The organism is Sphingobacterium prati, assembly GCF_013167215.1.
Classification (GTDB): domain Bacteria; phylum Bacteroidota; class Bacteroidia; order Sphingobacteriales; family Sphingobacteriaceae; genus Sphingobacterium; species Sphingobacterium prati.
In genome coordinates this window covers 542,209-564,565 of the sequence record NZ_JABJWY010000034.1, presented here as the reverse complement: position 1 = coordinate 564,565, position 22,357 = coordinate 542,209, and the positions used below count along the sequence as shown (strand labels likewise).

Below are 22,357 nucleotides of genomic sequence, written 5' to 3'. Positions count from 1 at the left end.
TATAAAACTATTATGGAAAATCTAGAAAGAAGAGATTTTATTAAAACATCTGCCGTGGTTGCAGGCGGTGCCATGTTGAGCTCACTGCCTTTATCCGGGGCTTACGCTGCTGGTTCTGATGTTATCAAAATAGCCTTAGTGGGCTGTGGGGGTAGAGGTACGGGGGCTACCTTCGATGCGCTAAGTTCGGGTGCGAATATCAAAGTTGTCGCTTTGGCTGACGCGTTTAAAGATAATTTAGATAGTACATATAACACGCTTAAGGAAAAATGGCAAGATAAAATTGATGTCAGCGATAATCATAAATTTGTTGGATTTGATGCTTATAAAGAGGCTATAAAATTGGCTGATGTTGTTATTTTGGCCACGCCTCCGGGATTTAGGCCAGCACATTTTGAAGAAGCTATCCGTCAAGGAAAACATGTTTTTATGGAGAAACCTGTTGCGGTCGATATTCCGGGGGTACAACAGGTCATACGTGCGGCAGCCGAAGCTAAACGTAAAAAGCTGAATGTTGTCGTTGGATTACAACGTCGCTATCAGACAAATTACCGCGAAGCGATCAAACGTATTCACGATGGTGCAATCGGTGATATTACTTCCGGACAGGTTTATTGGAACTCGGGCGGGGTATGGGTACGCCCACGTAAGCCTGAGCAAACAGAAATGGAGTATCAGATGCGGAATTGGTACTACTTTAACTGGCTGTGCGGAGACCATATCGTTGAGCAACATGTACACAATATTGATATTGCCAACTGGGTGAAAGGATCTTATCCGGTGTCTATCCAAGGGACTGGAAGCCGGGCGCATCGTACCGGTAAAGAGTATGGTGAGATCTATGATAATTTTGCGTTGGAATTGACCTATGCGGACAACAGTGTGGTATATAGCCAATGTAGACATTTTGAAGGAATACAAAATCGTGTCGACGAGCAGTTTCAGGCGACAAAAGGCCGTGTATACCTCTCTGCCGGTGGACAAGCTGTATTGTATGATTGGAAAGGTAAAGAAATCTATCGTCATGATGCGAAAGGTAATCCAAACCCTTACCAACAGGAGCACAAAGAACTTTTCGAGGCGATTTCTAAAGGTGAGTATAAGTTTGAGAATGCAGAGTATGGCGCATACAGTACACTAACTGGTATCATTGGTCGTATTGCTTGTTATACAGGTAAGGTTATCAAATGGGATGAGGCATTGAAATCCAGCATCAAGTTAGGGCCAGATGTACTCGCATGGGATGCTAAACCGAAGTTATTGCCTGATACCGAAGGTTTTTATGCCGTAGCTAATCCTGGTCAAAATACAAACCTTTATATTTAATAGCTGTGCGGTGATGGGGCTAAACAGTAAAATTTGCTATATATTCTTTTTTATGCTATCCACGCTTGCTATACAGGCGCAAACGGTTTCAAAAGAATTGCGCAAGATTCGCCTGGAGGGCCCTGCACAAGGCACACAGTTTCACATTACTTATTTCGCAACGGATAGCGTTGTCAAGCGTCAGGAAATAGATAGTATCTTAAAAGTTATTGATCTATCGATGTCGGTCTACCATAAGGATTCGAAGATATCCCTGTTCAACCAGGATACTGCGACACATATCGAAATGGATAAACATATGGCTCATGTCATCGCTGCTTCATTTCGATATAACAAGCTATCCAGCGGCCAATTCGATATTACCATTGCCCCACTGGTCAACCTTTGGGGCTTTGGTGTGAAAAGAAGCGAAGTTGTACCAGATTCGGCAACGGTCTATCAGGCAAAGAAATTTGTTGGTATGCACTATCTCAACGTGAAGGGCAGACGGCTAATAAAGAAAAAACCGGGTGTTAAGATTGATGTAAACGGTATTGCACAGGGCTACACAGTAGATGTGCTGGCTGACCACCTAAAACATAAAGGGCTGTCGAGTTATATGGTGGAAGTGGGAGGCGAAATCAGGGCATCGGGAGCGCCACCTGAGCAACAGGGCTTTTCAATTGGTATTTTACATCCCGATGAAAATAAACAGGGGGAGATAATAACGGCCATTGTCCAACTCCGATCCGGAGCTTTAACCACGGCCGGTAGTTTTGAAAAGTTTATTCAATATAAAAATAAAAAGATGGGCCATCATATAAACCCGCTGACAGGATTTCCCTATACAACGCGCGTTTTAAGTGTCTCGGTATATGCCAAAACCGCCATGGATGCAGACGCCTTGGATAACTACTTTATGGGAATGGAGCCCGCTGAAATTATTGCTAAAGCCAGGAAGTTGAAAGGCATAGAAGTTTTTGTCATTTATCATGATAAAAAGCAGACGATTCAGACGATTTATTCGGATGGATTTGGTAAATTATTCAAAAATTAATCAACTATAAACAAAATGAAGAGATCAGATTTTATCAAAAGCGGCCTTTTGGCTGCTGGGGCCGGATTATCCGGTCATACATTTGCTTCAGCACATCAAAATGCAACCAATATGACGGATAAAGGAAAGACATTTAATTTAAATTATGCACCACATCAAGGAATGTTCAAGAATCACGCTGGGGACAACTTCCTAGACGAAATTCGCTACATGTATGATTTAGGATTTCGCGGAATTGAAGACAACGGCTACCTCGGTCGTACATTGGATGAGCAAAAGAAAATAGGTGATCTATTGGCCAAATTGGGAATGACCATGGGAGTATTTGTGGTTGATGGTGGTCAAAATTGGATGCCTTCCCTGGCGACAGGTAAACAGGAATTTTTGGATAAATTTATAGAAACTTGTCATAAGTCTGTCGAGGCTGCTAAACGCTGTAATGCGAAATGGCTTACGGTCGTTCCCGGATTCTATGAGCGGAGACTCCCCTGGGGGAATCAATTCGGTAATATCCTTACAGCAATGCGTAAAGGAGCGGAGATCTTTGAACCCCATGGTTTGGTGATGGTTCTCGAAACGTTAAGTGATACACCGGATTTATTTTTACAGCAAACGCATGAAACTTATGCGCTATGTAAAGCCGTAAACAGTCCCTCTTGTAAGATTTTGTATGATATCTACCATATGCAACGTACGGAAGGGGATTTGATCGCAAACATGAACCGCTGTTGGGAAGAAATTGCCTACATTCAAATTGGTGATAATCCGGGACGTAAAGAGCCTACTACTGGTGAAATCAATTACAAAAATATTTTCAAACACATTCATAGTAAGGGATATAAAGGTATAATGGGCATGGAACATGGGAATTCTAAGCCTGGCAAGGAAGGAGAAGATAGACTGGTAACTGCCTACCGTGAGGTAGATAGCTTTTTGTAATATTTTAATAGTGTACTATTGACAATTAGATTTAATTTCTTAAATTGAGCAGGTAAAACCAATTAGTAGTATTGTAAAACACCATTTTTTTTATGATTTCATCAACAATAAAATTTAAACTATCCTTCATGATGTTCCTTGAATTTTTTATTTGGGGGGGATGGTTTGTCACATTAGGCACCTTTTTGAGTAAGAATCTGCATGCAACGGATTTTGAAATGGCCAATGTATTTTCGACGCAATCATTGGGCGCGATCATTGCACCCTTTATCGTAGGAATGATTGCCGACCGTTATTTTAATGCAGAGCGTATTTTGGGTGTTTTGCACTTAGTCGGTGCCGTATTAATGTATCAGATGTACGGGGCGGCTGACATGTCTACTTTTTATCCGTATGTATTGGCTTATATGGTTTTATATATGCCAACATTGGCTTTAGCAAGCTCAGTTTCATTTCGCCAATTGACCAATCCGGAAAAGCAATTTTCAGGCATACGTATCTGGGGAACAATTGGATGGATCGTAGCGGGCTTGGCAATTAGCTATATCTTTAAATGGGATGCTGCCGCATCTGATGGTGCCTTGAAAAATACATTCTTGATGTCAGGCGTTGCTTCTTTGGTATTAGGGGTGTTTTCCTTTGCTTTACCAAAAACACCTCCAGTCAAACTCGATGAAGGTGAAAAACCATCATTCGCATCAATTATTGGTTTGGATGCAATCAAATTGTTGAAAGACAAGAATTTTTTGATCTTTTTTGTATCCTCCGTTTTAATCTGTATTCCTTTAGCATTCTACTATTCAAACGCGAACTTATTTCTTACCGAAATCGGATTAGAAAACCCAACCGGTAAGATGACTATTGGTCAAGCATCAGAAGTTTTGTTCTTATTGGCGCTTCCGATTTTCTTTACCAAATTTGGCTTTAAGAAAACCATCCTTGTAGGGATGTTGGCCTGGGTGATCCGTTATCTGCTATTTGCCTATGGCAACGCGGGTGAACTTTCATTCATGTTACTTGTTGGTATCGCCTTACACGGTATCTGTTATGATTTTTTCTTTGTTTCGGGACAAATTTATACAGATAGTAAAGCTGGCATTAAATACAAATCTGCAGCGCAGGGCTTGATTACATTGGCAACATACGGTGTTGGTCAGTTGATTGGCTTCTGGGTAGCAAGTTATGTAGGTGATAAATATAAAGAATTAAAAACAACTGATTTAGCAGGATTTTGGAATCATACCTGGGTTGTTCCTGCTATTATTGCAGCTGTGGTATTTTTTATCTTTCTAGCGCTATTCAAAGATGAGAAAATAGATAGTACCAATGCTACACACTAAACGAAAAAAATAACTATTTAAAAAACAAATAATTAGAAGAGAGATGGCAACAAATACTTATGACGCAATTGTGATCGGTTCGGGGATAAGTGGTGGATGGGCTGCGAAAGAATTGACAGAAAAAGGACTGAAAACAATTATGCTAGAGCGTGGTCGTAATATCGAACACATTAAGGATTATACTGCGCCAAACAAAAATCCATGGGAATGGCCTCATGCAGGTGGTCGCACGCAGCAGATGATCGAAGACTATCCGGTATTGCGCAGAGATTATCCATTAAATGAGAAAAATTTGGATTTTTGGGTAAATGAGAAAGAAAGCCCATACACAGAGGTGAAGCGTTTTGACTGGTTCCGTGGATATCATGTAGGAGGAAGATCTTTAATGTGGGGTAGACAATCTTATCGTTTAGGTGATCTGGATTTCGAGGCTAACTTGAAAGATGGGCATGGTGTAGATTGGCCGATCCGCTATAAAGATATTGCTCCGTGGTATAGCTATGCTGAAAAATTTGCTGGTATCTCTGGAAATAGAGATGGAATTGCTTCTCTTCCTGATGGAGACTATATGCCGGCAATGCCAATGAATATTGTGGAGAAGGATCTTGCTGAACGGTTGAAAAAACAATATGGCGGACAACGTCACTTTATTATGGGGCGTACTGCGAACATCACTGTTCCGCACGAAGGCCGTGTCAACTGTCAATATCAAAACCAATGTTGGTTGGGTTGTAACTTTGGTGCTTATTTCAGTACTCAATCGGCGACTTTACCGGCAGCAAGAAAGACAAATAACTTAACCTTACGTCCCTTTTCTATTGTCACAAAGATTATTTACGATAAAAATACGAAAAAGGCAAAAGGTGTCGAAATTATTGATGCTGAAACAAATAAAACATACGAGTTTTTTGCTAAAGTAATCTTTGTATGTGCATCTGCTTTAAATTCAACTTGGGTATTGATGAACTCAGCTACAGATGTATGGGATGGTGGATTGGGTAGCAGTAGTGGAGAACTCGGTCATAACCTAATGGATCATCACTTCCGCTGTGGAGCTGGGGGTAGAATAGAAGGCCATTTGGATAGTTATGTGTATGGACGTCGTCCTACAGGTCTTTATGTACCACGTTTTGTGAACGTTGAAGGAGATACCAAAAAACGTGATTATGTTCGTGGCTTTGGTTATCAGGGCGCAGCAAGTCGGGGCCGTTGGTCTGGGGCGGTTGCGGAGATGGAAGTTGGTGGCGCATGGAAAGATGCGATCTGTGAAGCTGGCGACTGGAGCGTAGGTTTTACCGCATTCGGAGAAACTTTGCCTTACCATGAGAATAAAATCACCCTGGATAAGAGCAAAAAAGATAAATGGGGTTTACCTGTCTTATCGTTTGATGCTGAAATCAAAGATAATGAGTTAAAAATGCGTGGTGACATGCAAAATGAGATGAAGGAAATGTTGGAGAGCATTGGCGTAAAGGATACTTATACTTACGATAATGTATATGGATTTGGCCAAGGTATCCACGAGATGGGAACAGCCCGTATGGGACGCGATCCTAAAACATCGGTATTGAATGGCAATAACCAAGTATGGGATGCTTTGAATGTATTTGTTACGGACGGAGCCTGTATGACTTCTGCTGGTTGTGTTAACCCATCACTTACATATATGGCACTTACTGCACGTGCGGTCGATTTTGCGGTTAGTGAATTGAAAAAAGGTAATATCTAATAGCTAAAGATTGATAACAATGGAAAATAACTCAAATAAGTCGAGTAGAAGAGATTTCTTAAAGACTGCGGCAACCGCTGCCGCAGCTTTCATGATCGTTCCTCGTCATGTATTAGGAGGTAATGGTTTCATCGCTCCTAGTGATAAGTTACAAGTGGCTGGTATTGGTGTAGGTGGTAAAGGGTTCAGCGACATTAACGCATTTCATGATTCAGGTAAGGCGGATCTCGCTTTCTTGTGTGATGTGGATGATCGTCGCGCTGCAGGTGCGTTGAAACGTTACCCAAAAGCAAAATATTATAAAGATTACCGTGAGATGTTGGACAAAGAGCATAAACGCATTGAAGCTGTTTCGGTTTCGACTCCAGATCATCAACACGCGATCCAGGCATTGGCGGCAATGCAACTGGGCAAGCACGTTTATGTTCAGAAACCTCTGACACATGATGTTTGGGAAGCGAGAGCATTGACGCATGCAGCGAAGAAATATAAAGTGGTAACCCAAATGGGAAATCAGGGGGCATCCAACGATGGGCCACGTTTTGTACGTGAATGGTATGAAGCTGGGTTAATCGGTGATGTTCATACGGTATACTGTTGGACTGACCGTCCGGTATGGCCTTCTGGTATTGCATGGCCAACAGGTAAAGCAGAGATTCCGAAAGAGCTGGATTGGGATCTTTGGTTGGGAACTGCTCCATATAAAGAGTATGTGGATAAATTGGTGCCCTTCAACTGGCGTGGTTGGTGGGATTATGGTACTGGTGCATTGGGTGATATGGGCTGCCACTTATTGGAAGTTCCTTTCAGTACATTAGGATTGACTTACGTACAAGATGTGCAGGCAACTGTAGGATCTGTCTATGTGGATGAATTTAAACGTGGATATTTCCCTGAAAGCTGTCCTCCGTCAAGCCACGCAACATTGACCTTCCCTAAAACACCGCGTACAAATGGCCCGGTAACATTACATTGGATGGATGGTGGTATTCAACCTGCACGTCCGGATGAATTGGGTCCAAATGAAATCTTTGGTGACGGCGGTAACGGTATCTTATTGGTAGGTACAAAAGGTAAAATTTTGGCCGATACGTACGGTCAGAATGCACGTTTATTGCCAACATCAAGAAAAGATCAGGTCGCTCAGAAATATGCACGTGTACCAGGACAAGAAGCCGGTCACTATGCACAATGGGTAGAAGCTTGTCAAGCAGGTTATGGTAAGAAAGAGGTGAGTTCTCCTTTCGAAATCGCTGGTCCTTTGACAGAGGCTTTGTTAATGGCTAATTTAGCGATCAGAGGTGCTGACTTACGTATAGACGGAAAATATCCAGGACGTAATTTGAAATTGTTATGGGATAACAACAATATGCGTGTGACAAATTTTGATCACGTGAATCAATACGTCAAACGGAACTATAGACAAGGTTGGGAAATGAAGTATAATTTCTAAAATTAAGATATTTAGTAGTATGAATAGAAGAGAAGCATTACAACGGGTTGCCTTGATTTTAGGAGGGACCGTTATCGGCGCCAATTTATTTTTGGAAGGTTGTACGCGTTCGGCTACAAAAGATGTGGAAGCCTTATTCGAAGCAAAAACAACAGATTTATTGGGCGATTTAGCCGAAGCTATTTTACCAGCAACAGCAACTCCTGGAGCAAAAGAAGCTGGTGTTGGGAGCTTTATCCCAGTCATGGTGCGCGATTGCTACACTGAGAAGCAGCAAAAAGCGTTTATGACGGGTTTTGCCAGCTTGGACGATAAAGCGAAGGAAGTGAAGGGAAAACCTTTCCTCGAGCTTTCAGCTGCAGATCGGACAGCAGTAGCAGCAGCTTTGGATAAAGAATCAAATGAGTTTAATAAAAAACAGGCCGAAGACCAAAAGGATATTCTAGAGAAAAACAAAGAAAAACAAAATCAATTGTATAATTACGTAGAAAACGATCCACCACACTGGTTCACGATGTTTAAACAATTGACGTTGACAGGTTTCTTTAATTCGGAATTGGGCTGTACAAAAGCATTGCGTTTTGTCAAAATCCCCGGAAAATATGATGGGAACCTTCCGTACAAAAAAGGAGATAAAGCATTCGCTTAACATAAAAAAGGGGGCCTAGCCCCCTTCGTTATTTAGTCTCTACTTCCAGCGCAAAATGAACGCGTTTTTGTTTTGTCACAGTCATAAAATAGCCATTGTTAGTTGAATCGCCATTGATGTCCACGTTGTCATTGTAGCGGAGTTCTCTGAGGTAATTCATCTCCAAGGATTTGATTTGATTGGTCAACACCAGTTCGATCGGTAATCTATCCATACACCAGTCCAGGTATTTTACATTATTGGCGTGATTGACAATATCAAGGTCGGATAACTTGACGCTATATTGATCAATATTTTTGACAGGCTGCGAAATATCCAATTTTGAGAATGGCCGCTGTGTTGCGGGCCGGTCTGGGTAAGTTGTAAAATCATCCGCTGAAATGGCCAAATTTTCAGAACTCCTCTTTACGGTATTGATCACTGCCCAATAGCTTGTGGCTGTGACATACATTTGCCCATTCACCAAAATTTCAAAATTACGTGTAGAGCGCGCGCCTTCTAATTCCTGTATCCATGTTCTTACCTGAACGATGTCCATCCATTTGGGCAGTCTGTTGATTTCAATACGCATTCGGCTGAGTACCCAGGTTTGGTTGTGCTTAGCCATGTCTTTAAAACCGAAACCAAGGCTGGTCGCATGTTCGCCAGCAGTAAGCTGAAGGATATTTGATAAGTCGGAGAAACGGATACGACCATTGGAGTAGCATTGTGTAAAATAAATTTCCCAGTTTTTCTCAAAGACTGATTTTTCCATCTGTTGTCTAGTTTTTTATAAAATTAGGCAATATGACTGATTTGATCCCTTAAATCAAAATGAAATGACATAATTTTAAGATATTCAGATAATATTGTATTGTATGGCAAATTTCAGGCATTAATAGCACAAAAAAGCGAAAACCGCCAATCGTTTTTTTATTGTAAAATAAATGATGGTTTTCAAATATTTAATTGATTATTATCATCAGATTAGGTAGATTTAAATAAGCCAATGGCATAAAATAATAAAATAAGATTGGTTTTATCGCGTTATATCTAGTGTAGCGCGAACATTAAATTTACACATTAAATGCTAATATTATGGTTGGAGAACTAATAGCTAAAGAGGAAATTCCTCAATTTAAATTTATCCCTGCGAGTGAAGATAAGTCAGCGACATTTATGGATAAATTGAAAGGGGCACTTCGGTTAGGAAACGAATTTAAATCCAAAACTGAAATAGCCTTTCAAACAGATTCCGGACCAAAGCGTATCGAAACCACAGTGTGGTCATTAACTGATAGATATATTCAGATCAAAAGTGGCGTATTAATCCCACTGCGGTCTATTATTGCAATTGACTATTAATACGAAAGGCTCCTGAATACGTTCGGGAGCCTTTTTTCTTTGTATATTTAATCCTAAAAGGAAAGATCTTAGTTTGCGCTTTTGAGGCAAATAATTGAGCATATTCAATAGGTTTCGCCGGTTAGTTCTTTTAGGCGTATTTCTGAAACTTTAGCATTGTACTGAGCTGTATAGCTGCGGGTCATCGCGTTGATGTAATTTAATTGCGCTGTCCTAACTTCCAATGTCGTGATTGTTCCGATACGAAACTTATCCATCGTGATATTGAGGTTCTCTTTGGCAAGCTCTTCGTTCTTTTTCTCTACGTTTGCCAGTTCTATACTGGTGATATAGGTTTGAAATAGTGTCCGAACTTGCGCCTGTATACTTTGCTTTTGTTGTTGAATCTGTATTTCTGTGCTTTGCATCTGAAATTTGGCAATTCGTTCGTTTCTATTTTGTAGGAATCCATTAAAGATATTTAGCGAAGCGGTGACGCCATAGTTGAGCCCCTTATTTTTGTTCTCCGTGGAGAAACCCAATGAAGAGTGAGATTCATTCCAATTATATCCCGTATTCAGTCCTATTTTGGGATAACGTTCGGCTTTTACAGATTTTAGGTTCAATTCAGCAACCCGCCTGTTAATGAGTGCCAATTGAATTTGCGGATTCTGTTCATCAGCTATCTGGATCAGGTCGCCTAGTTTAAGTTCGGTATCCAGCGTCATCTCATCTTCTACCTGAAAATCTATTCCCAGGTCACGGGTCATTAGCTGATTCAAGTAAGTCTTCGTATTTTGGAAGCTTTCTTGTTGTCGCAGCAAATTCGTCTGATCTGTATTCAGGTCTACTTTTGCGTTCAATAAATCTAATTTGGATCCCTTTCCGATTTTCAGACGGTTTTCGGCCAACGTGACGCGATATTGAGATAGAGCAATGGTCGTGTCTAAAGCATTTAATAAACGTTTCTGCTGTACCAAATTGTAATAAGTTGCTAAGACTTCGCTCAATTGGCTGATCACTTCAAATTTGATTTCGGCTTCACCTAGACGCTGTATTTCTTTAAATCTATCGCGACGGGCAAACATGCCAAATCCGTCAAATACTGTCCAGTTGAGATTGACTCCATAGGACATATTGTCGTTCTTTGCATTGGAAATCTGCTGCACTTGACCATCAGCCCGGACCTGGCGGGAATTTTGGATGGAATTGCTCCGGCTAAAGCTCCCAGTGACTGCAGGGAGCATCCCAGCACTGCCGAGGCTGGTATTTTCAATGTCTATTTTGTTGTCATTTTTTGCCAACAGGATATTGAAGTTGTTGCTCAAAGTGGTTGTCAGGGCCTCTTCCAGTGTTAATACTTGTTGTGCACGGGCTTGAAATAGAATGAAGCTAAGCAGCAGTGCGATGATTATATTTCTCTTCATGTCTGATCTATTCGTAGCTTTTAATGTTATCAAATTCAGGTCTGTGTTTCTTTGGTCTTGACCACATGTAATAGATTGCAGGGATAATGAACAAAGTCAATATGAGCGAAAAAATGGTACCTCCGACAATAACTACTCCCATACCAATACGGCTTGTCGAGGCTGCTCCAAGAGACATGGCAATTGGTAAGGCACCTAGTGCGATGGCAAGACTGGTCATTAAAATAGGTCGCAAACGAGATTCGGCGGAATGCATAATGGCCTCAAATTTTTCCATGCCTTCTTCCCGCATCTGGTTGGCAAATTCAACAATTAAAATACCGTTCTTCGTCACCAGACCAATCAGCATGATGGTTCCGATCTGGCTGAATATATTCCATGTCTGATCAAACAACCATAAGCTGATCAGTGCACCGGCTACAGCCATCGGCACGGTAAGGATGATAATAAAGGGATCCAGGAAGCTTTCGAATTGCGCAGCCAATATCAAATAGATCAGCAATAGGGCTAATCCAAAAGCAAATAGGGTATTGGAGCTACTTTCTACGAAGTCGCGGGATTCGCCACTGAGGTCGGTTGTAAAGCTCTGATCCAGTACTTTCTCCTTGATACGGTCCATCGCTGCTATACCGTCGCTCATACTCATGCCAGGCGCCAGTCCAGCGGAAACCGTAGCTGACATGTAGCGGTTATTGTGGTAAAGTTGGGGCGGACTGCTTTCTTCTTTTACATTAACGACATTATCCAGCTGTATGAGCTGTCCGATATTATTGCGGACATAAATCGAGGTCAGATCTGTTGGCGTTGCCCGTCTATCGTCTTCTACCTGTCCGATCACCTGGTATTGCTTACCGTCGCGCATAAAGTAAGCGAAACGTTGTCCACTTAACAACAGTTGGAGGGATTGGGAAACATCAAGTACGGATACCCCCATACTCAGGGCCTTTAAACGGTCAATTTCGACATGGAGTTCGGGTTTGTTAAATTTCAGGTTGATATCTGTTGTCGAAAATGTTGGGTCGTTATTCACTTCATTCATGAATTCAGGAATCTTCTCCTGAAGCTTCTCAAAATTTTGTGCCTGAATAATGTACTGCACAGGTAAACCGCCCCTACGGTTCATGGAAATGGTTGGGGTTTGCGAAACATTAACACGTACTCCATCGTATTTCTTTGTCCATTTAGTCAGCTCTTTTGCCACATCGTCCTGCGACCTGCTGCGTTCTTCGGGATCCACTAGGGTCATCCGAATCCGCCCAGAGTTGACAGAACTAGCTCCAAAACCCGGAGACGTGATATTTAAACTAATCTTATTTTCAGGAATAGAATCGTAAACCAGTTTGTCCAGCTCCTGCATATAGCGATCCATGTATTCATATGTTGCACCTTCCGGCCCAGTCACATTGACCATAATGCTACTCCGGTCATCATAAGGAGCGGTCTCTTTTTTGATTGAGGAGAAGATTATCCCGATGATGGCAAAACAGATCACTAAGATCGGAAAACTGATCCATTTGAACTTCATGAATTTATCCAGTGCACTGGCATAGCCCTTATTCATTTTCACGAACATGGGTTCGGTCCATTCATAAAAGCGGGTCTTTTTATGACCTCCGCCTTTGATCAGGTAAGCATTGAGCATGGGTGTCAGGGTCAGTGAAACAAAGGCCGATACCAGGACGGCTGAAGCAATAACCACACCAAATTCCCGAAACAAGCGGCCCACGAAGCCCTCTAAAAATATCACAGGCAGGAAAACAGAGGCGAGTGTGATGGAAATGGAAATGACCGCAAAGAAAATCTCCTTTGAGCCCTTTAGCGCTGCTTCAATAGGGGACATGCCTTCTTCCACTTTCTTAAAGATATTTTCGGTAACGACAATCCCATCATCGACCACAAGACCTGTCGCCAATACAATTGCCAGCAAGGTAAGTACATTGATCGAAAAACCAAATATGTACATAATAAAGAACGTTGCGATCAGTGATACGGGGATATCCAATAAAGGACGTAAGGCTATTCCCCAGTCCCGAAAGAAAAAATAGATGATAAGTGTAACCAAAATGATTGAGATCAGTAAAGTCTCAGCTACCTCAACAACGGATTTTTTAATGAATTTGGTATTGTCGGATGCGATATTGATGCTGATATCCTGTGGGATATCCTCTTTCATCTGATCGAGCATCTTATAGAAATTGTCGGCGATATCAAGGTAATTTGTTCCCGGCTGCGGAATAATGGCAACACCGACCAGTTGTTTACCGTTGCTGACCATTTTTGTCTCTAAATTTTCAGCGTCAATTTCGGCATGGCCAATGTCGATAAATTTGACTAGCCGTGTACTATCTGCTTTTAGGACAATATTGTTAAACTGTTCGGGGGAGGAAAGATTTCCTACTGTTTTTACCGTTAATTCGGTGGTATTACCAACAATTTTACCGGAGGGCAGTTCGACGTTCTGATTGTTCAGCGCGGTACGGATATCGGATGCAGTAATGCCATAAGCAGCCATACGTTCTGGGTTGAGCCAGAGGCGCATAGCATAACGTTTCTGACCATAAATTTGCGTACTACTGACGCCCGGAATGGTCTGTAGTCTTTCGGATATCACATTTTCTGCGTAATCACTCAATGAAAGCTTATCTCGGGTTTCGCTCTGCAAGGTAAGCGTAATGATCGGGTCGGAGTCAGCATCTGCTTTTGATACTACAGGAGGTGCATCAATATCCTGAGGCAAACTTCTGACGGCCTGTGATACCTTATCACGTACGTCATTGGCCGCTTCTTCCAGATTTTTCTTTAGATCGAATTCGATTGTAATATTGCTGGAACCCTGATTGCTCGAGGACGATATATTTCGGATACCGTCAATGGAGTTAATCGCCTTCTCCAAAGGTTCGGTGATCTGCGATTCGATAATATCGGGATTGGCACCCGCATAATTGGTGCGCACCGATACGATCGCGGGGTCAATGGAAGGGTATTCACGAACGCCCAGAAAACTAAACCCAATGTAGCCAAATAGGATAATCGTAATATTGACGACAATGGTTAAAACAGGACGCTTTATAAAAACAGCTGAAAAATTCATGTACAGTTAGTTAGCTAGTGAAACTTTAACCTTCACTCCATCTTTTAAAGCAAGAACACCAGTTGTCAATACGGTGTCTCCTGCGCTTATTCCAGATAAGATAACGATCTCCTTATCGGTACGGGCGCCCGTTTCCACTTTGGTTTCTTTTGCTAGCCCATTCTGTAGGATAAATACTTTTTTGCCTTCTTGAACAGGGACGATGGCCTCCGTTGGAATAGCGATCGCATCATTTTCTACTTCAATCGGAAGGATAACATTGACAAAGGATCCTACCCGAAGCCGTCCCTGCTCATTTGCTGCCCGCGCACGGACAGTCAGTGTACGGGTGCTTAGCGATACTTCAGGTTCTATTGCATAAATATTTGCTTTGATGACCGTTGGATCATTGGCTACACTAAATTCGATGGGCACATTTAATTTGACTACATTGCTGTATTTTTCAGGGATGGCGAATGTGATCTTGACCGAATTGTCCTTGACTAAATTTGCGATCAGGGTATTGGATGAGACAATCGCACCGACTGAAATATTTCTTAAGCCGATCATGCCACTGAATGGCGCGCGCACAGTTGTTTTGGAGATCTGCGCCTGGATCAACTGAATCTGCGCTTGTGCAGTTTTTAAGGCTGCACTGGCAATGTCAAATTCTTCCTGACTGATTGCACCTTTCTGGAGCAGCAGTTTTGCCCGGCGTTCATTTTCGGCATTAAGCTGATTTGCTGTCTGGGCCTGCTTTAGTTGCGCCTGAAGTTCAATATCATCAATCTTGATCAAAGGTTGCCCCTGTTGGATACGCTGGCCCTCGGAAAAGTAAATTTTTGTAATTCGACCACTGACCTCGCTTCTGATCTCTACCTTTTCTTCGGCATCTATACTGCCCGACAAATTAATGGACCTATCCGCCACAGATGACCTGGCAATAATTGCTTGCGCGGCGACAGGCGTATCTTTTTTGACAGCAGATTGAGCACTTTCTTTCTTGTCTTTTTTTGGATTTATGAGGAAATATCCACCTCCGATAACAGCACAGGCTAGAAGGATGTAGATGGTTGTTTTTTTATTCATGCGGTATAGTCCTTATGTGGTTTTTGATTTGACGGATAAAGATAGGTTTATTCTAATGATGATATCAGTTGTCAAAAGGATTTTACAATACCGACTTTCATGGCAACGATAAATATATCATGGTATCAATTTGCCGGATTATGCACGCGTATAAAAAAAGCTAGAAACCTTGTTCTAGCTTTATGCTTCCTATTTTTTAGCTTTAGCTGCTTTCTGTTCGACTTCCTTTGGAGCTGCGTCATCTACTTTTGGCTTGATGGAAGCTTTCGATAAATGCGGCCTTCTTTTTCCAAAAGAACCATTTGATATTTTTCCTCTTCTGGTTTTTATATCACCTTTTCCCATAGTATAAAATATTTTGGTTTTAACAATATATTGTTGATAAGCCTAAATATACCACTTTCCTTTCGGATGTGCAATTTACTAAGTGTTAAATGATTGGAAAAATTCTTTTCTGAATGTCAATTTTAAAGTTTTGCGTGATGGTGTCAAAAAACAGGTTATTGGCCGGTTTATTTTCCGCTACGAGATAGGGGATCTCCAGGATGCGATCTTTTAGTTTTATCCGATAGTAGCCATACAGCAGACCTCTTGTTGTCTGAACAGACTCAATCCGCTGTACGCCCTGTATGTCCCGGAAAATGTTAAAAGCATAGTTATCAGCTTTAAGCTGTTCCACAAAAACCTCATTTGTTTTGGCATTAAACCATATCTGCTGTCTTTTGATCTTGCTGAAGTGATTATTGAAAAGGAACAGGTAGCCCACTAAAAAGAAGGCGATTGGAAGCAAGAATAAAACAAGCTTTATTTTGACAACGAGTAATACCGTAATAAGGATAAGAACCACACCCATAAGGGTATTGGAGATTGTTTTTTTAAGGGTGGATTGAATCAGCGCAGCTGGTGCTTCTATCAGTTGAAAACCAGATTTTAAATTTTTGGAATTGGTATCTGATGATTCGGAAAATTTAAACTTTTTCCGAATCATCAGATACGCAACAAGGAGAATTAGTCCAACAATCAACAATCTCATCGTGCTCAGTTAATATTGTTCGTCTGCATTTGGATATTTTACAGCTTTCACTTCAGCAACGTAATTGCTTACAGCTGTGGTGATCTGCTCGTGCAGATTGGCAAAATATCGCATAAATTTAGGTTTGAAATCTGCATTCATGCCCAACATGTCATTGATCACAAGCACTTGTCCGTCGCAATCTGGGCCGGCACCTATCCCAATTGTTGGTATGGCTAATTTCTCGGTTACGGTTTTGGCCAAAGCGGCTGGAATTTTCTCCAAAACGATGGCAAAACAGCCTGCCTCTTGAAGAGCTAGTGCATCATCAATAAGTTTGGCTGCTTCTTGTTCTTCCTTTGCACGTACACCAAAGTTTCCAAATTTATTAATGGATTGCGGAGTCAAGCCCAAATGTCCACAAACTGGGATTCCACCGGAGATAATTTTTTTAATATTTTCAATTATCTCCAGGCCGCCTTCTAATTTCAGCGCATGGGCACCAGATTCTTTCATCATGCGTACTGCAGCATTGTATGCTTCGTTTGCAGAGCCCTGATAGCTACCGAAAGGTAAGTCTGCCAAGACCATGGCACGCTGGGTACCTCTGGCAACGGCCGCCGCATGATAGATCATATTGTCGAGCGTGATCGGTAAGGTTGTTTCGTAGCCGGCAAAGACATTGGCCGCGGAATCTCCGATCAGAATGACATCCACACCAGCGTTGTCTACCATTTTGGCCATGGAGTAATCATAGCTGGTTAACATCGAAATCTTCTCTTGACGTTCTTTCATTGCTTGTAGCATTGCTGTACTTACTCGCTTTATTTCTTTGTTTACAGACATCTTAACTTATATTGTATGCCCAAAAGTAAGGTTTTTATCATACATTGGGCAATATTCTGCTCGTGTTTTGTATTTTTGTAAAATGATACAGAATGAAACCCGTCTATTTAAATTTCCCAAATTTTCAGAATTAATCATCCATGAGGACGAAAATTTGATCGTTATAAATAAGCCACCTTTTGTTGCTTCATTGGATGAAAGGGAAGGGGGAGAGATTAACATTCTCCGTTTGGCAAAGAAATATCATGCTGACGCTCAAGTCTGCCATCGTTTGGATAAGGAGACTTCAGGTATTTTGTTGATCGCAAAAAATCCGGAGACCTACCGTTCGATTTCCATCGCATTTGAAAAGCGCAGGGTCAATAAGATTTATCATGCCATCATTGGAGGGACGCATACCTTTCAGGATCTTGTAGTCGATTTACCTATTTTAAACGTAGGTAATAAAAATGTTTCTATTGACCGTGCAAATGGCAAGCCTGCCGAAACCATCTTTAATTCCCTTAAATATTATAAGAATTATACGTTAGTAGCGTGTAAACCGATCACTGGGCGCATGCACCAAATCCGTATTCACTTGGCTACACAGCATGCGGCGATCGTGGGCGATAGCATGTACCGCGGAAAACCTGTTTATCTCTCGCAAATCAAGAAAAGAGGCTATACTTTATCCAAAGATGAAGAAGAACAACCGATCATGAAACGTTTTGCCTTGCATGCCAAGCATGTCGAGTTTGAATTGAATGGCGAGCAGATGGTGTTTGAGGCACCTTATCCGAAGGATTTTGCGACTTTGCTGAAGTTGTTGGATAAGTTTGATGCTTAACCACCATAATTATTTCTTATGAATCCAAAAACAAAAAAGATAATTGGGAACGTCGTTTTTGCGCTGCTCATCGCTTTGTTAATATGGCCGACGAGCAGAAGTTATTTTCATCAGCTGCTGATGAAAATCGGCTTTTTTAAACCGAAATTGGAAGCACCACAACAGGTTGCGAAGCCTCTCAGCGCGGGGATAGAAAAGGCCGTTTCGTTTGTGAATCAATTGGGTGAAGAGGTGCCGGTATCGGATTTAAAAGGTAAGGTGGTGTTTATCAATTTTTGGGCAACCTGGTGTGGGCCATGCCGTGCGGAAATGCCTTCCATTAATGTGCTTTATGATAAATTCAAAGACAATCCCAAGGTGGTATTCCTCATTGTGGAGATAGAAGGTGATAAGGAAAAAGCAGCTGCTTTTGTCAAAAATGAAAAGCTAACTTTACCCATCAGCTATCCGAACAGTGATATCCCGAGAGAATGGCTTTCAGAGTCAATTCCAAGTACAGTTATTTTGGATAAAGACGGCAACCTGGCGACACGACATGAGGGCATGGCTGACTATTCTACCCCCGATGTAGCAACTTTTATTCAAAATTTAATCAACAAATAATTACGATCTATACATTAGCATGACCAGAGCAGAACTTATTCATCAAATCAAAGAGAAACGTTCGTTTTTATGTGTCGGATTGGACACAGACCTTACTAAGATTCCTGAGCACCTTTTGGATGATGAGGATCCGATCTATAGTTTTAATAAAGCAATTATAGATGCTACAGCTGATTTATGTGTCGCTTATAAACCAAATATTGCCTTCTATGAATGTTATGGGCTAAAAGGATGGCAATCGCTTCAAAAAACCTGGGCCGCATTGCCAAAGGATTGCTTTAGTATTGCTGATGCCAAACGTGGCGATATTGGAAATACTTCCGGCCGTTATGCGATGGCATTTTTTGATGAGTCAAATTCAGGTTTAGGATTCGACAGTATTACCATTGCTCCTTATATGGGGAAAGATTCGGTCACACCGTTTTTGGACTTCAAAAGTAAATGGGCTATTGTATTGGCATTAACATCGAATGAAGGGAGTTTGGACTTTCAGAATTTTGAAAATAAGGAGGGACTCCAATTATTTGAGCAGGTTATTGACAAAGTAAATACTTGGGGGAATATAGACAATTTAATGTACGTCGTCGGCGCAACAAGGGGAGAAGGCTTTATTAAGATTCGTGAGCATGCACCGGAACATTTTCTATTGGTTCCAGGGGTCGGTGCACAGGGCGGTTCGTTAGAAGATGTTTGCAAATATGGGATGAATAGAGATTGTGGACTCTTGGTGAATAGTACTAGGGGAATTATATACGCTTCAAAAGGACGTGATTTTGCAGAACGCGCGCGTGAGGAAGCCTTGAAACTGCAAAAAGAAATGGAAATTGAACTATTAAAAGCAGGTATTATTTCCTGATTTGACATTTAATAATTCATTCGTAATACTTACCTTTGCAGCATGCCAGAAAAAATTATCATTCTAGACTTCGGGTCTCAGTACACGCAATTGATCGCAAGACGTGTCAGAGAACTAAATGTGTATTGTGAGATACACCCGTTTAATAAATTGCCAGATTTTGACGAATCTGTGAAAGGTGTTATATTCTCAGGAAGTCCTTTTTCCGTTCGACAAGAAGATGCACCTCAAATTGATTTTGTCGCTATTCAGGAGCGCTTCCCACTTTTAGGTGTGTGCTATGGTGCGCAGTACATTGCTCAAAAATCGGGCGGAAATGTATTGCCATCTGAAATCCGTGAATATGGTCGTGCAAATCTGCAATTTGTCAATAGTGAAAATGAATTGTTGGCAGGTGTACCCGTACAATCTCAGGTATGGATGTCACATGGTGACACGATTAAAGAGGTTCCAGCAAATTTTGATATCATTGCCAGTACAGATAAAGTACGCGTAGCGGCTTATCAGGTAAAAGGTACTCGTACTTATGGTATACAGTTCCATCCGGAAGTAACACACAGTACGGATGGTGCTATTTTGTTGAAAAATTTTGTTGTCGGTATCTGTGGTTGTACGCAAGACTGGACGCCAGATGCATTTGTAGAGACAACGGTAGCATCCTTGAAAGAACAACTGGGTGAAGACCATGTGATCATGGCTTTATCTGGTGGTGTGGATTCTACTGTTGCGGCAGTTTTATTACACCACGCGATCGGACAGAAGTTACATTGTATTTTCGTAGATCATGGCTTGCTTCGCAAAGACGAATACGAACAAGTATTGGATTCTTACAAAAATATGGGTTTAAATATTAAGGGAATTAATGCGAAAGACTTATTCTATGGTCGTTTGGCAGGAGTTTCCGAACCTGAGGAGAAGCGTAAGATCATCGGTAACTCCTTTATTGATGTGTTTGATGAAGCTGCGAAGGAAATCCAAAAAGAATTACCGGAAGGAATCGAAGCGAAATGGTTGGGACAAGGTACGATCTATCCCGATATTATTGAATCAGTTTCGGTTAAAGGACCTTCAGCAACCATAAAATCGCATCATAATGTCGGCGGCTTACCTGATTTTATGAAATTAAAAGTTGTTGAACCATTAAAGACTTTGTTTAAAGATGAAGTCAGAAGAGTCGGGAAGGCATTAGCGGTAGATCAGGCAATTTTGGGTAGACATCCGTTTCCAGGTCCTGGTTTGGCCATTCGTATTTTAGGTGATATTACTGCCGAAAAAGTAAGAATTGTTCAGGAGGCCGATGCAATCTTTATCAATAACTTAAAGGAATCCGGTTGGTATGATAAAGTATGGCAAGCTGGCACGATCTTTTTACCTGTACGCTCGGTAGGGGTAATGGGGGACGAACGTACTTACGAGCATGTCGTCAGCTTAAGAGCTGTAGGATCGCTTGATGGAATGACTGCGGATTGGATACATCTACCATATGACCTGTTAGCAAAAATTTCAAATGAAATTATCAACCATGTGAAAGGAATAAACAGAGTTGTATATGATATCAGTTCAAAACCACCCGCTACGATTGAGTGGGAATAAAATATGGGTTGCAGCTCTCGTGGCACTATGCCTGGCGAGCTGTACGACCAAGAAAAGCACCGTATTGCGTTCGCCCTCTTCTAGTCGGGGCGAACAGCAAACTGCTGTCACTAAACCAAACGGAGAGAAAGATAAGCCGGTCGTAAAAGTAGGCGATGTGCAAAATGTAAATGGCCATTCGGTTAAAAATAATAAAATTGCACTTCTTTTGCCATTTGAATTAAATAGTATCGCTAAAACAGTGACTACCGAAGATGTCGAGCGCTCTGCGCTGGCATTGGATTTTTACCAAGGTTTTCAGATAGGTCTGGATAAGATCGCTAAAGATGGAATGCTGTTTGATCTGCAGGTGATTGACTCGCGTGATAATGTAGCTTACAATGCATCTTTGGGTACATCGGCAACGGTGAAAGACGCTGCTATTGTTGTCGGGCCTGTTTATCCGCGCGAAATTAAAAGTTTTGCGCAAACCTTTGCCAACAAAAACGTTCTTCAGGTGTCCCCATTGGCGGCTACTATGGCTTCGGAATTTAGTGTTCCCAACCTCGTGTCGATGACCCCCTCAATACGCACGCATTCGGAAACATTGGCGAAGTACGTGGCCGAACAATATTATAATGGTGACCAGATTTTAATCTATGATGCTGGTGATGATGAGAGCAAACAGTTTTTAGTTAATTTTTCCAATGAAGTTGCCAAAGCAAATACACAGGCAAAAGTAAAAACGATTATGAGCATCAATGAGCTCAACAATAGTCTTGTCCTGACAGGGACGAATCACATAATATCCGGAACGGCTAATAAAAACCTCGTAAAGGGGCTGTTGGATGCTATGGATGATCGGTTTTTGAATCCTGGTAACCAATTTAAGTTGTATGGGCATCCAAATCTTTCGAAACTCACTTTCGAGAATTTTGAAAACATGGATTTTTACAGCCTGACCATTACTTCTTCCAGTTTGGCCGATGAATCGGATAGTGACACAAAAAAATTTATATCAAATTATAAATCGCTGTACAAGGTAGATCCTTCGGAGTTTTCTTACAAGGGCTATGATGCGGCTGTTTATTTTGGCCGTTTATTGCATAAATATGGTGTTGACTATGTAAGCCATATCACCCAAGAAAAATTCTCAGGGCTGAATAGTGATTACAGGTTTGAGTTTTATCCGAAGTGGGGATATGCCAATAGAGCTTTGGGGATAATGGTCTATCACAATAAAAAATTTGAAAGAAAATAA

General features: G+C 41.5%; 20 protein-coding genes. 13 read left to right on the top strand and 7 right to left on the bottom strand.

Annotated features, from left to right (window positions below):
- Nucleotides 1–12: 12 nt before the first annotated feature.
- The 7 genes from HPC41_RS12615 (at nt 13) to HPC41_RS12585 (ending at nt 8,472) form a co-directional block, all read left to right on the top strand.
- On the top strand, nt 13–1,326 hold the full coding sequence (locus HPC41_RS12615) for a Gfo/Idh/MocA family oxidoreductase (protein WP_172394360.1): 1,314 nt from the start codon (nt 13–15) through the stop codon (nt 1,324–1,326).
- 52 nt (nt 1,327–1,378) lie between these two features.
- Nucleotides 1,379–2,362 carry an FAD:protein FMN transferase gene (locus HPC41_RS12610; protein WP_172394359.1) on the top strand — a complete coding sequence of 328 codons (984 nt, stop codon included), beginning with the start codon at nt 1,379–1,381 and terminating at the stop codon, nt 2,360–2,362.
- A 15-nt stretch (nt 2,363–2,377) separates the two neighbouring features.
- Nucleotides 2,378–3,301: a hydroxypyruvate isomerase family protein gene (locus HPC41_RS12605; RefSeq protein ID WP_172394358.1), complete on the top strand. Its 924-nt coding sequence runs from the start codon at nt 2,378–2,380 to the stop codon at nt 3,299–3,301.
- Between the two features lie 95 nt (nt 3,302–3,396).
- Nucleotides 3,397–4,641 (top strand): nucleoside permease, encoded by a 1,245-nt coding sequence (locus tag HPC41_RS12600; protein WP_172394947.1) that lies wholly within the window; start codon nt 3,397–3,399, stop codon nt 4,639–4,641.
- A 43-nt stretch (nt 4,642–4,684) separates the two neighbouring features.
- Nucleotides 4,685–6,370 (top strand): GMC oxidoreductase, encoded by a 1,686-nt coding sequence (locus HPC41_RS12595; protein ID WP_172394357.1) that lies wholly within the window; start codon nt 4,685–4,687, stop codon nt 6,368–6,370.
- A gap of 19 nt (nt 6,371–6,389) precedes the next feature.
- Nucleotides 6,390–7,823 carry a Gfo/Idh/MocA family protein gene (locus tag HPC41_RS12590; protein ID WP_121121941.1) on the top strand — a complete coding sequence of 478 codons (1,434 nt, stop codon included), beginning with the start codon at nt 6,390–6,392 and terminating at the stop codon, nt 7,821–7,823.
- 19 nt (nt 7,824–7,842) lie between these two features.
- Complete coding sequence (locus HPC41_RS12585) at nt 7,843–8,472, top strand: gluconate 2-dehydrogenase subunit 3 family protein (RefSeq protein WP_172394356.1); 630 nt, start codon at nt 7,843–7,845, stop codon at nt 8,470–8,472.
- A 28-nt stretch (nt 8,473–8,500) separates the two neighbouring features.
- Here HPC41_RS12585 and HPC41_RS12580 read toward each other — a convergent pair whose 3' ends face one another.
- Complete coding sequence (locus HPC41_RS12580) at nt 8,501–9,226, bottom strand: acyl-[acyl-carrier-protein] thioesterase (protein WP_172394355.1); 726 nt, start codon at nt 9,224–9,226, stop codon at nt 8,501–8,503.
- A gap of 323 nt (nt 9,227–9,549) precedes the next feature.
- Here HPC41_RS12580 and HPC41_RS12575 point away from each other — a divergent pair, with 323 nt between their 5' ends.
- The gene (locus tag HPC41_RS12575) at nt 9,550–9,816 is read left to right on the top strand and encodes a hypothetical protein (protein ID WP_172394354.1); all 267 of its coding nucleotides are present in this window, start codon (nt 9,550–9,552) and stop codon (nt 9,814–9,816) included.
- A gap of 104 nt (nt 9,817–9,920) precedes the next feature.
- On the opposite strand, the gene HPC41_RS12570 is transcribed toward HPC41_RS12575, so the two are convergent.
- The 6 genes from HPC41_RS12570 to panB all read right to left on the bottom strand — a co-directional run bounded on the left by HPC41_RS12570 (nt 9,921) and on the right by panB (nt 17,239).
- Complete coding sequence (locus HPC41_RS12570; RefSeq protein ID WP_172394353.1) at nt 9,921–11,222, bottom strand: TolC family protein; 1,302 nt, start codon at nt 11,220–11,222, stop codon at nt 9,921–9,923.
- Between the two features lie 7 nt (nt 11,223–11,229).
- Nucleotides 11,230–14,313 (bottom strand): efflux RND transporter permease subunit, encoded by a 3,084-nt coding sequence (locus tag HPC41_RS12565; RefSeq protein WP_172394352.1) that lies wholly within the window; start codon nt 14,311–14,313, stop codon nt 11,230–11,232.
- Nucleotides 14,314–14,319: 6 nt separating this feature from the next.
- Nucleotides 14,320–15,381: an efflux RND transporter periplasmic adaptor subunit gene (locus HPC41_RS12560; RefSeq protein ID WP_172394351.1), complete on the bottom strand. Its 1,062-nt coding sequence runs from the start codon at nt 15,379–15,381 to the stop codon at nt 14,320–14,322.
- 189 nt (nt 15,382–15,570) lie between these two features.
- Nucleotides 15,571–15,726 carry a 30S ribosomal protein THX gene (locus tag HPC41_RS12555; protein ID WP_172394350.1) on the bottom strand — a complete coding sequence of 52 codons (156 nt, stop codon included), beginning with the start codon at nt 15,724–15,726 and terminating at the stop codon, nt 15,571–15,573.
- 85 nt (nt 15,727–15,811) lie between these two features.
- Complete coding sequence (locus HPC41_RS12550; protein ID WP_172394349.1) at nt 15,812–16,414, bottom strand: PH domain-containing protein; 603 nt, start codon at nt 16,412–16,414, stop codon at nt 15,812–15,814.
- Nucleotides 16,415–16,423: 9 nt separating this feature from the next.
- Nucleotides 16,424–17,239, bottom strand: a complete 816-nt coding sequence (panB, locus tag HPC41_RS12545; protein ID WP_172394348.1) for a 3-methyl-2-oxobutanoate hydroxymethyltransferase — start codon at nt 17,237–17,239, stop codon at nt 16,424–16,426.
- Nucleotides 17,240–17,321: 82 nt separating this feature from the next.
- Between panB and HPC41_RS12540 the strand changes: the two genes are divergently transcribed.
- The 5 genes from HPC41_RS12540 to HPC41_RS12520 are packed head-to-tail and all read left to right on the top strand — an operon-like array spanning nt 17,322 to nt 22,357.
- Nucleotides 17,322–18,065 (top strand): RluA family pseudouridine synthase, encoded by a 744-nt coding sequence (locus tag HPC41_RS12540; RefSeq protein ID WP_172394347.1) that lies wholly within the window; start codon nt 17,322–17,324, stop codon nt 18,063–18,065.
- Between the two features lie 18 nt (nt 18,066–18,083).
- Nucleotides 18,084–18,668, top strand: a complete 585-nt coding sequence (locus HPC41_RS12535) for a TlpA disulfide reductase family protein (protein ID WP_172394346.1) — start codon at nt 18,084–18,086, stop codon at nt 18,666–18,668.
- 19 nt (nt 18,669–18,687) lie between these two features.
- Nucleotides 18,688–19,524 (top strand): orotidine-5'-phosphate decarboxylase, encoded by an 837-nt coding sequence (gene pyrF / locus HPC41_RS12530; protein WP_172394345.1) that lies wholly within the window; start codon nt 18,688–18,690, stop codon nt 19,522–19,524.
- 42 nt (nt 19,525–19,566) lie between these two features.
- The gene (guaA, locus tag HPC41_RS12525) at nt 19,567–21,117 is read left to right on the top strand and encodes a glutamine-hydrolyzing GMP synthase (RefSeq protein WP_172394344.1); all 1,551 of its coding nucleotides are present in this window, start codon (nt 19,567–19,569) and stop codon (nt 21,115–21,117) included.
- Nucleotides 21,074–22,357, top strand: coding sequence for an ABC transporter substrate-binding protein (locus HPC41_RS12520; RefSeq protein ID WP_172394343.1), 1,284 nt, complete (start codon nt 21,074–21,076; stop codon nt 22,355–22,357). Before guaA ends, HPC41_RS12520 begins: the two co-directional genes overlap by 44 nt.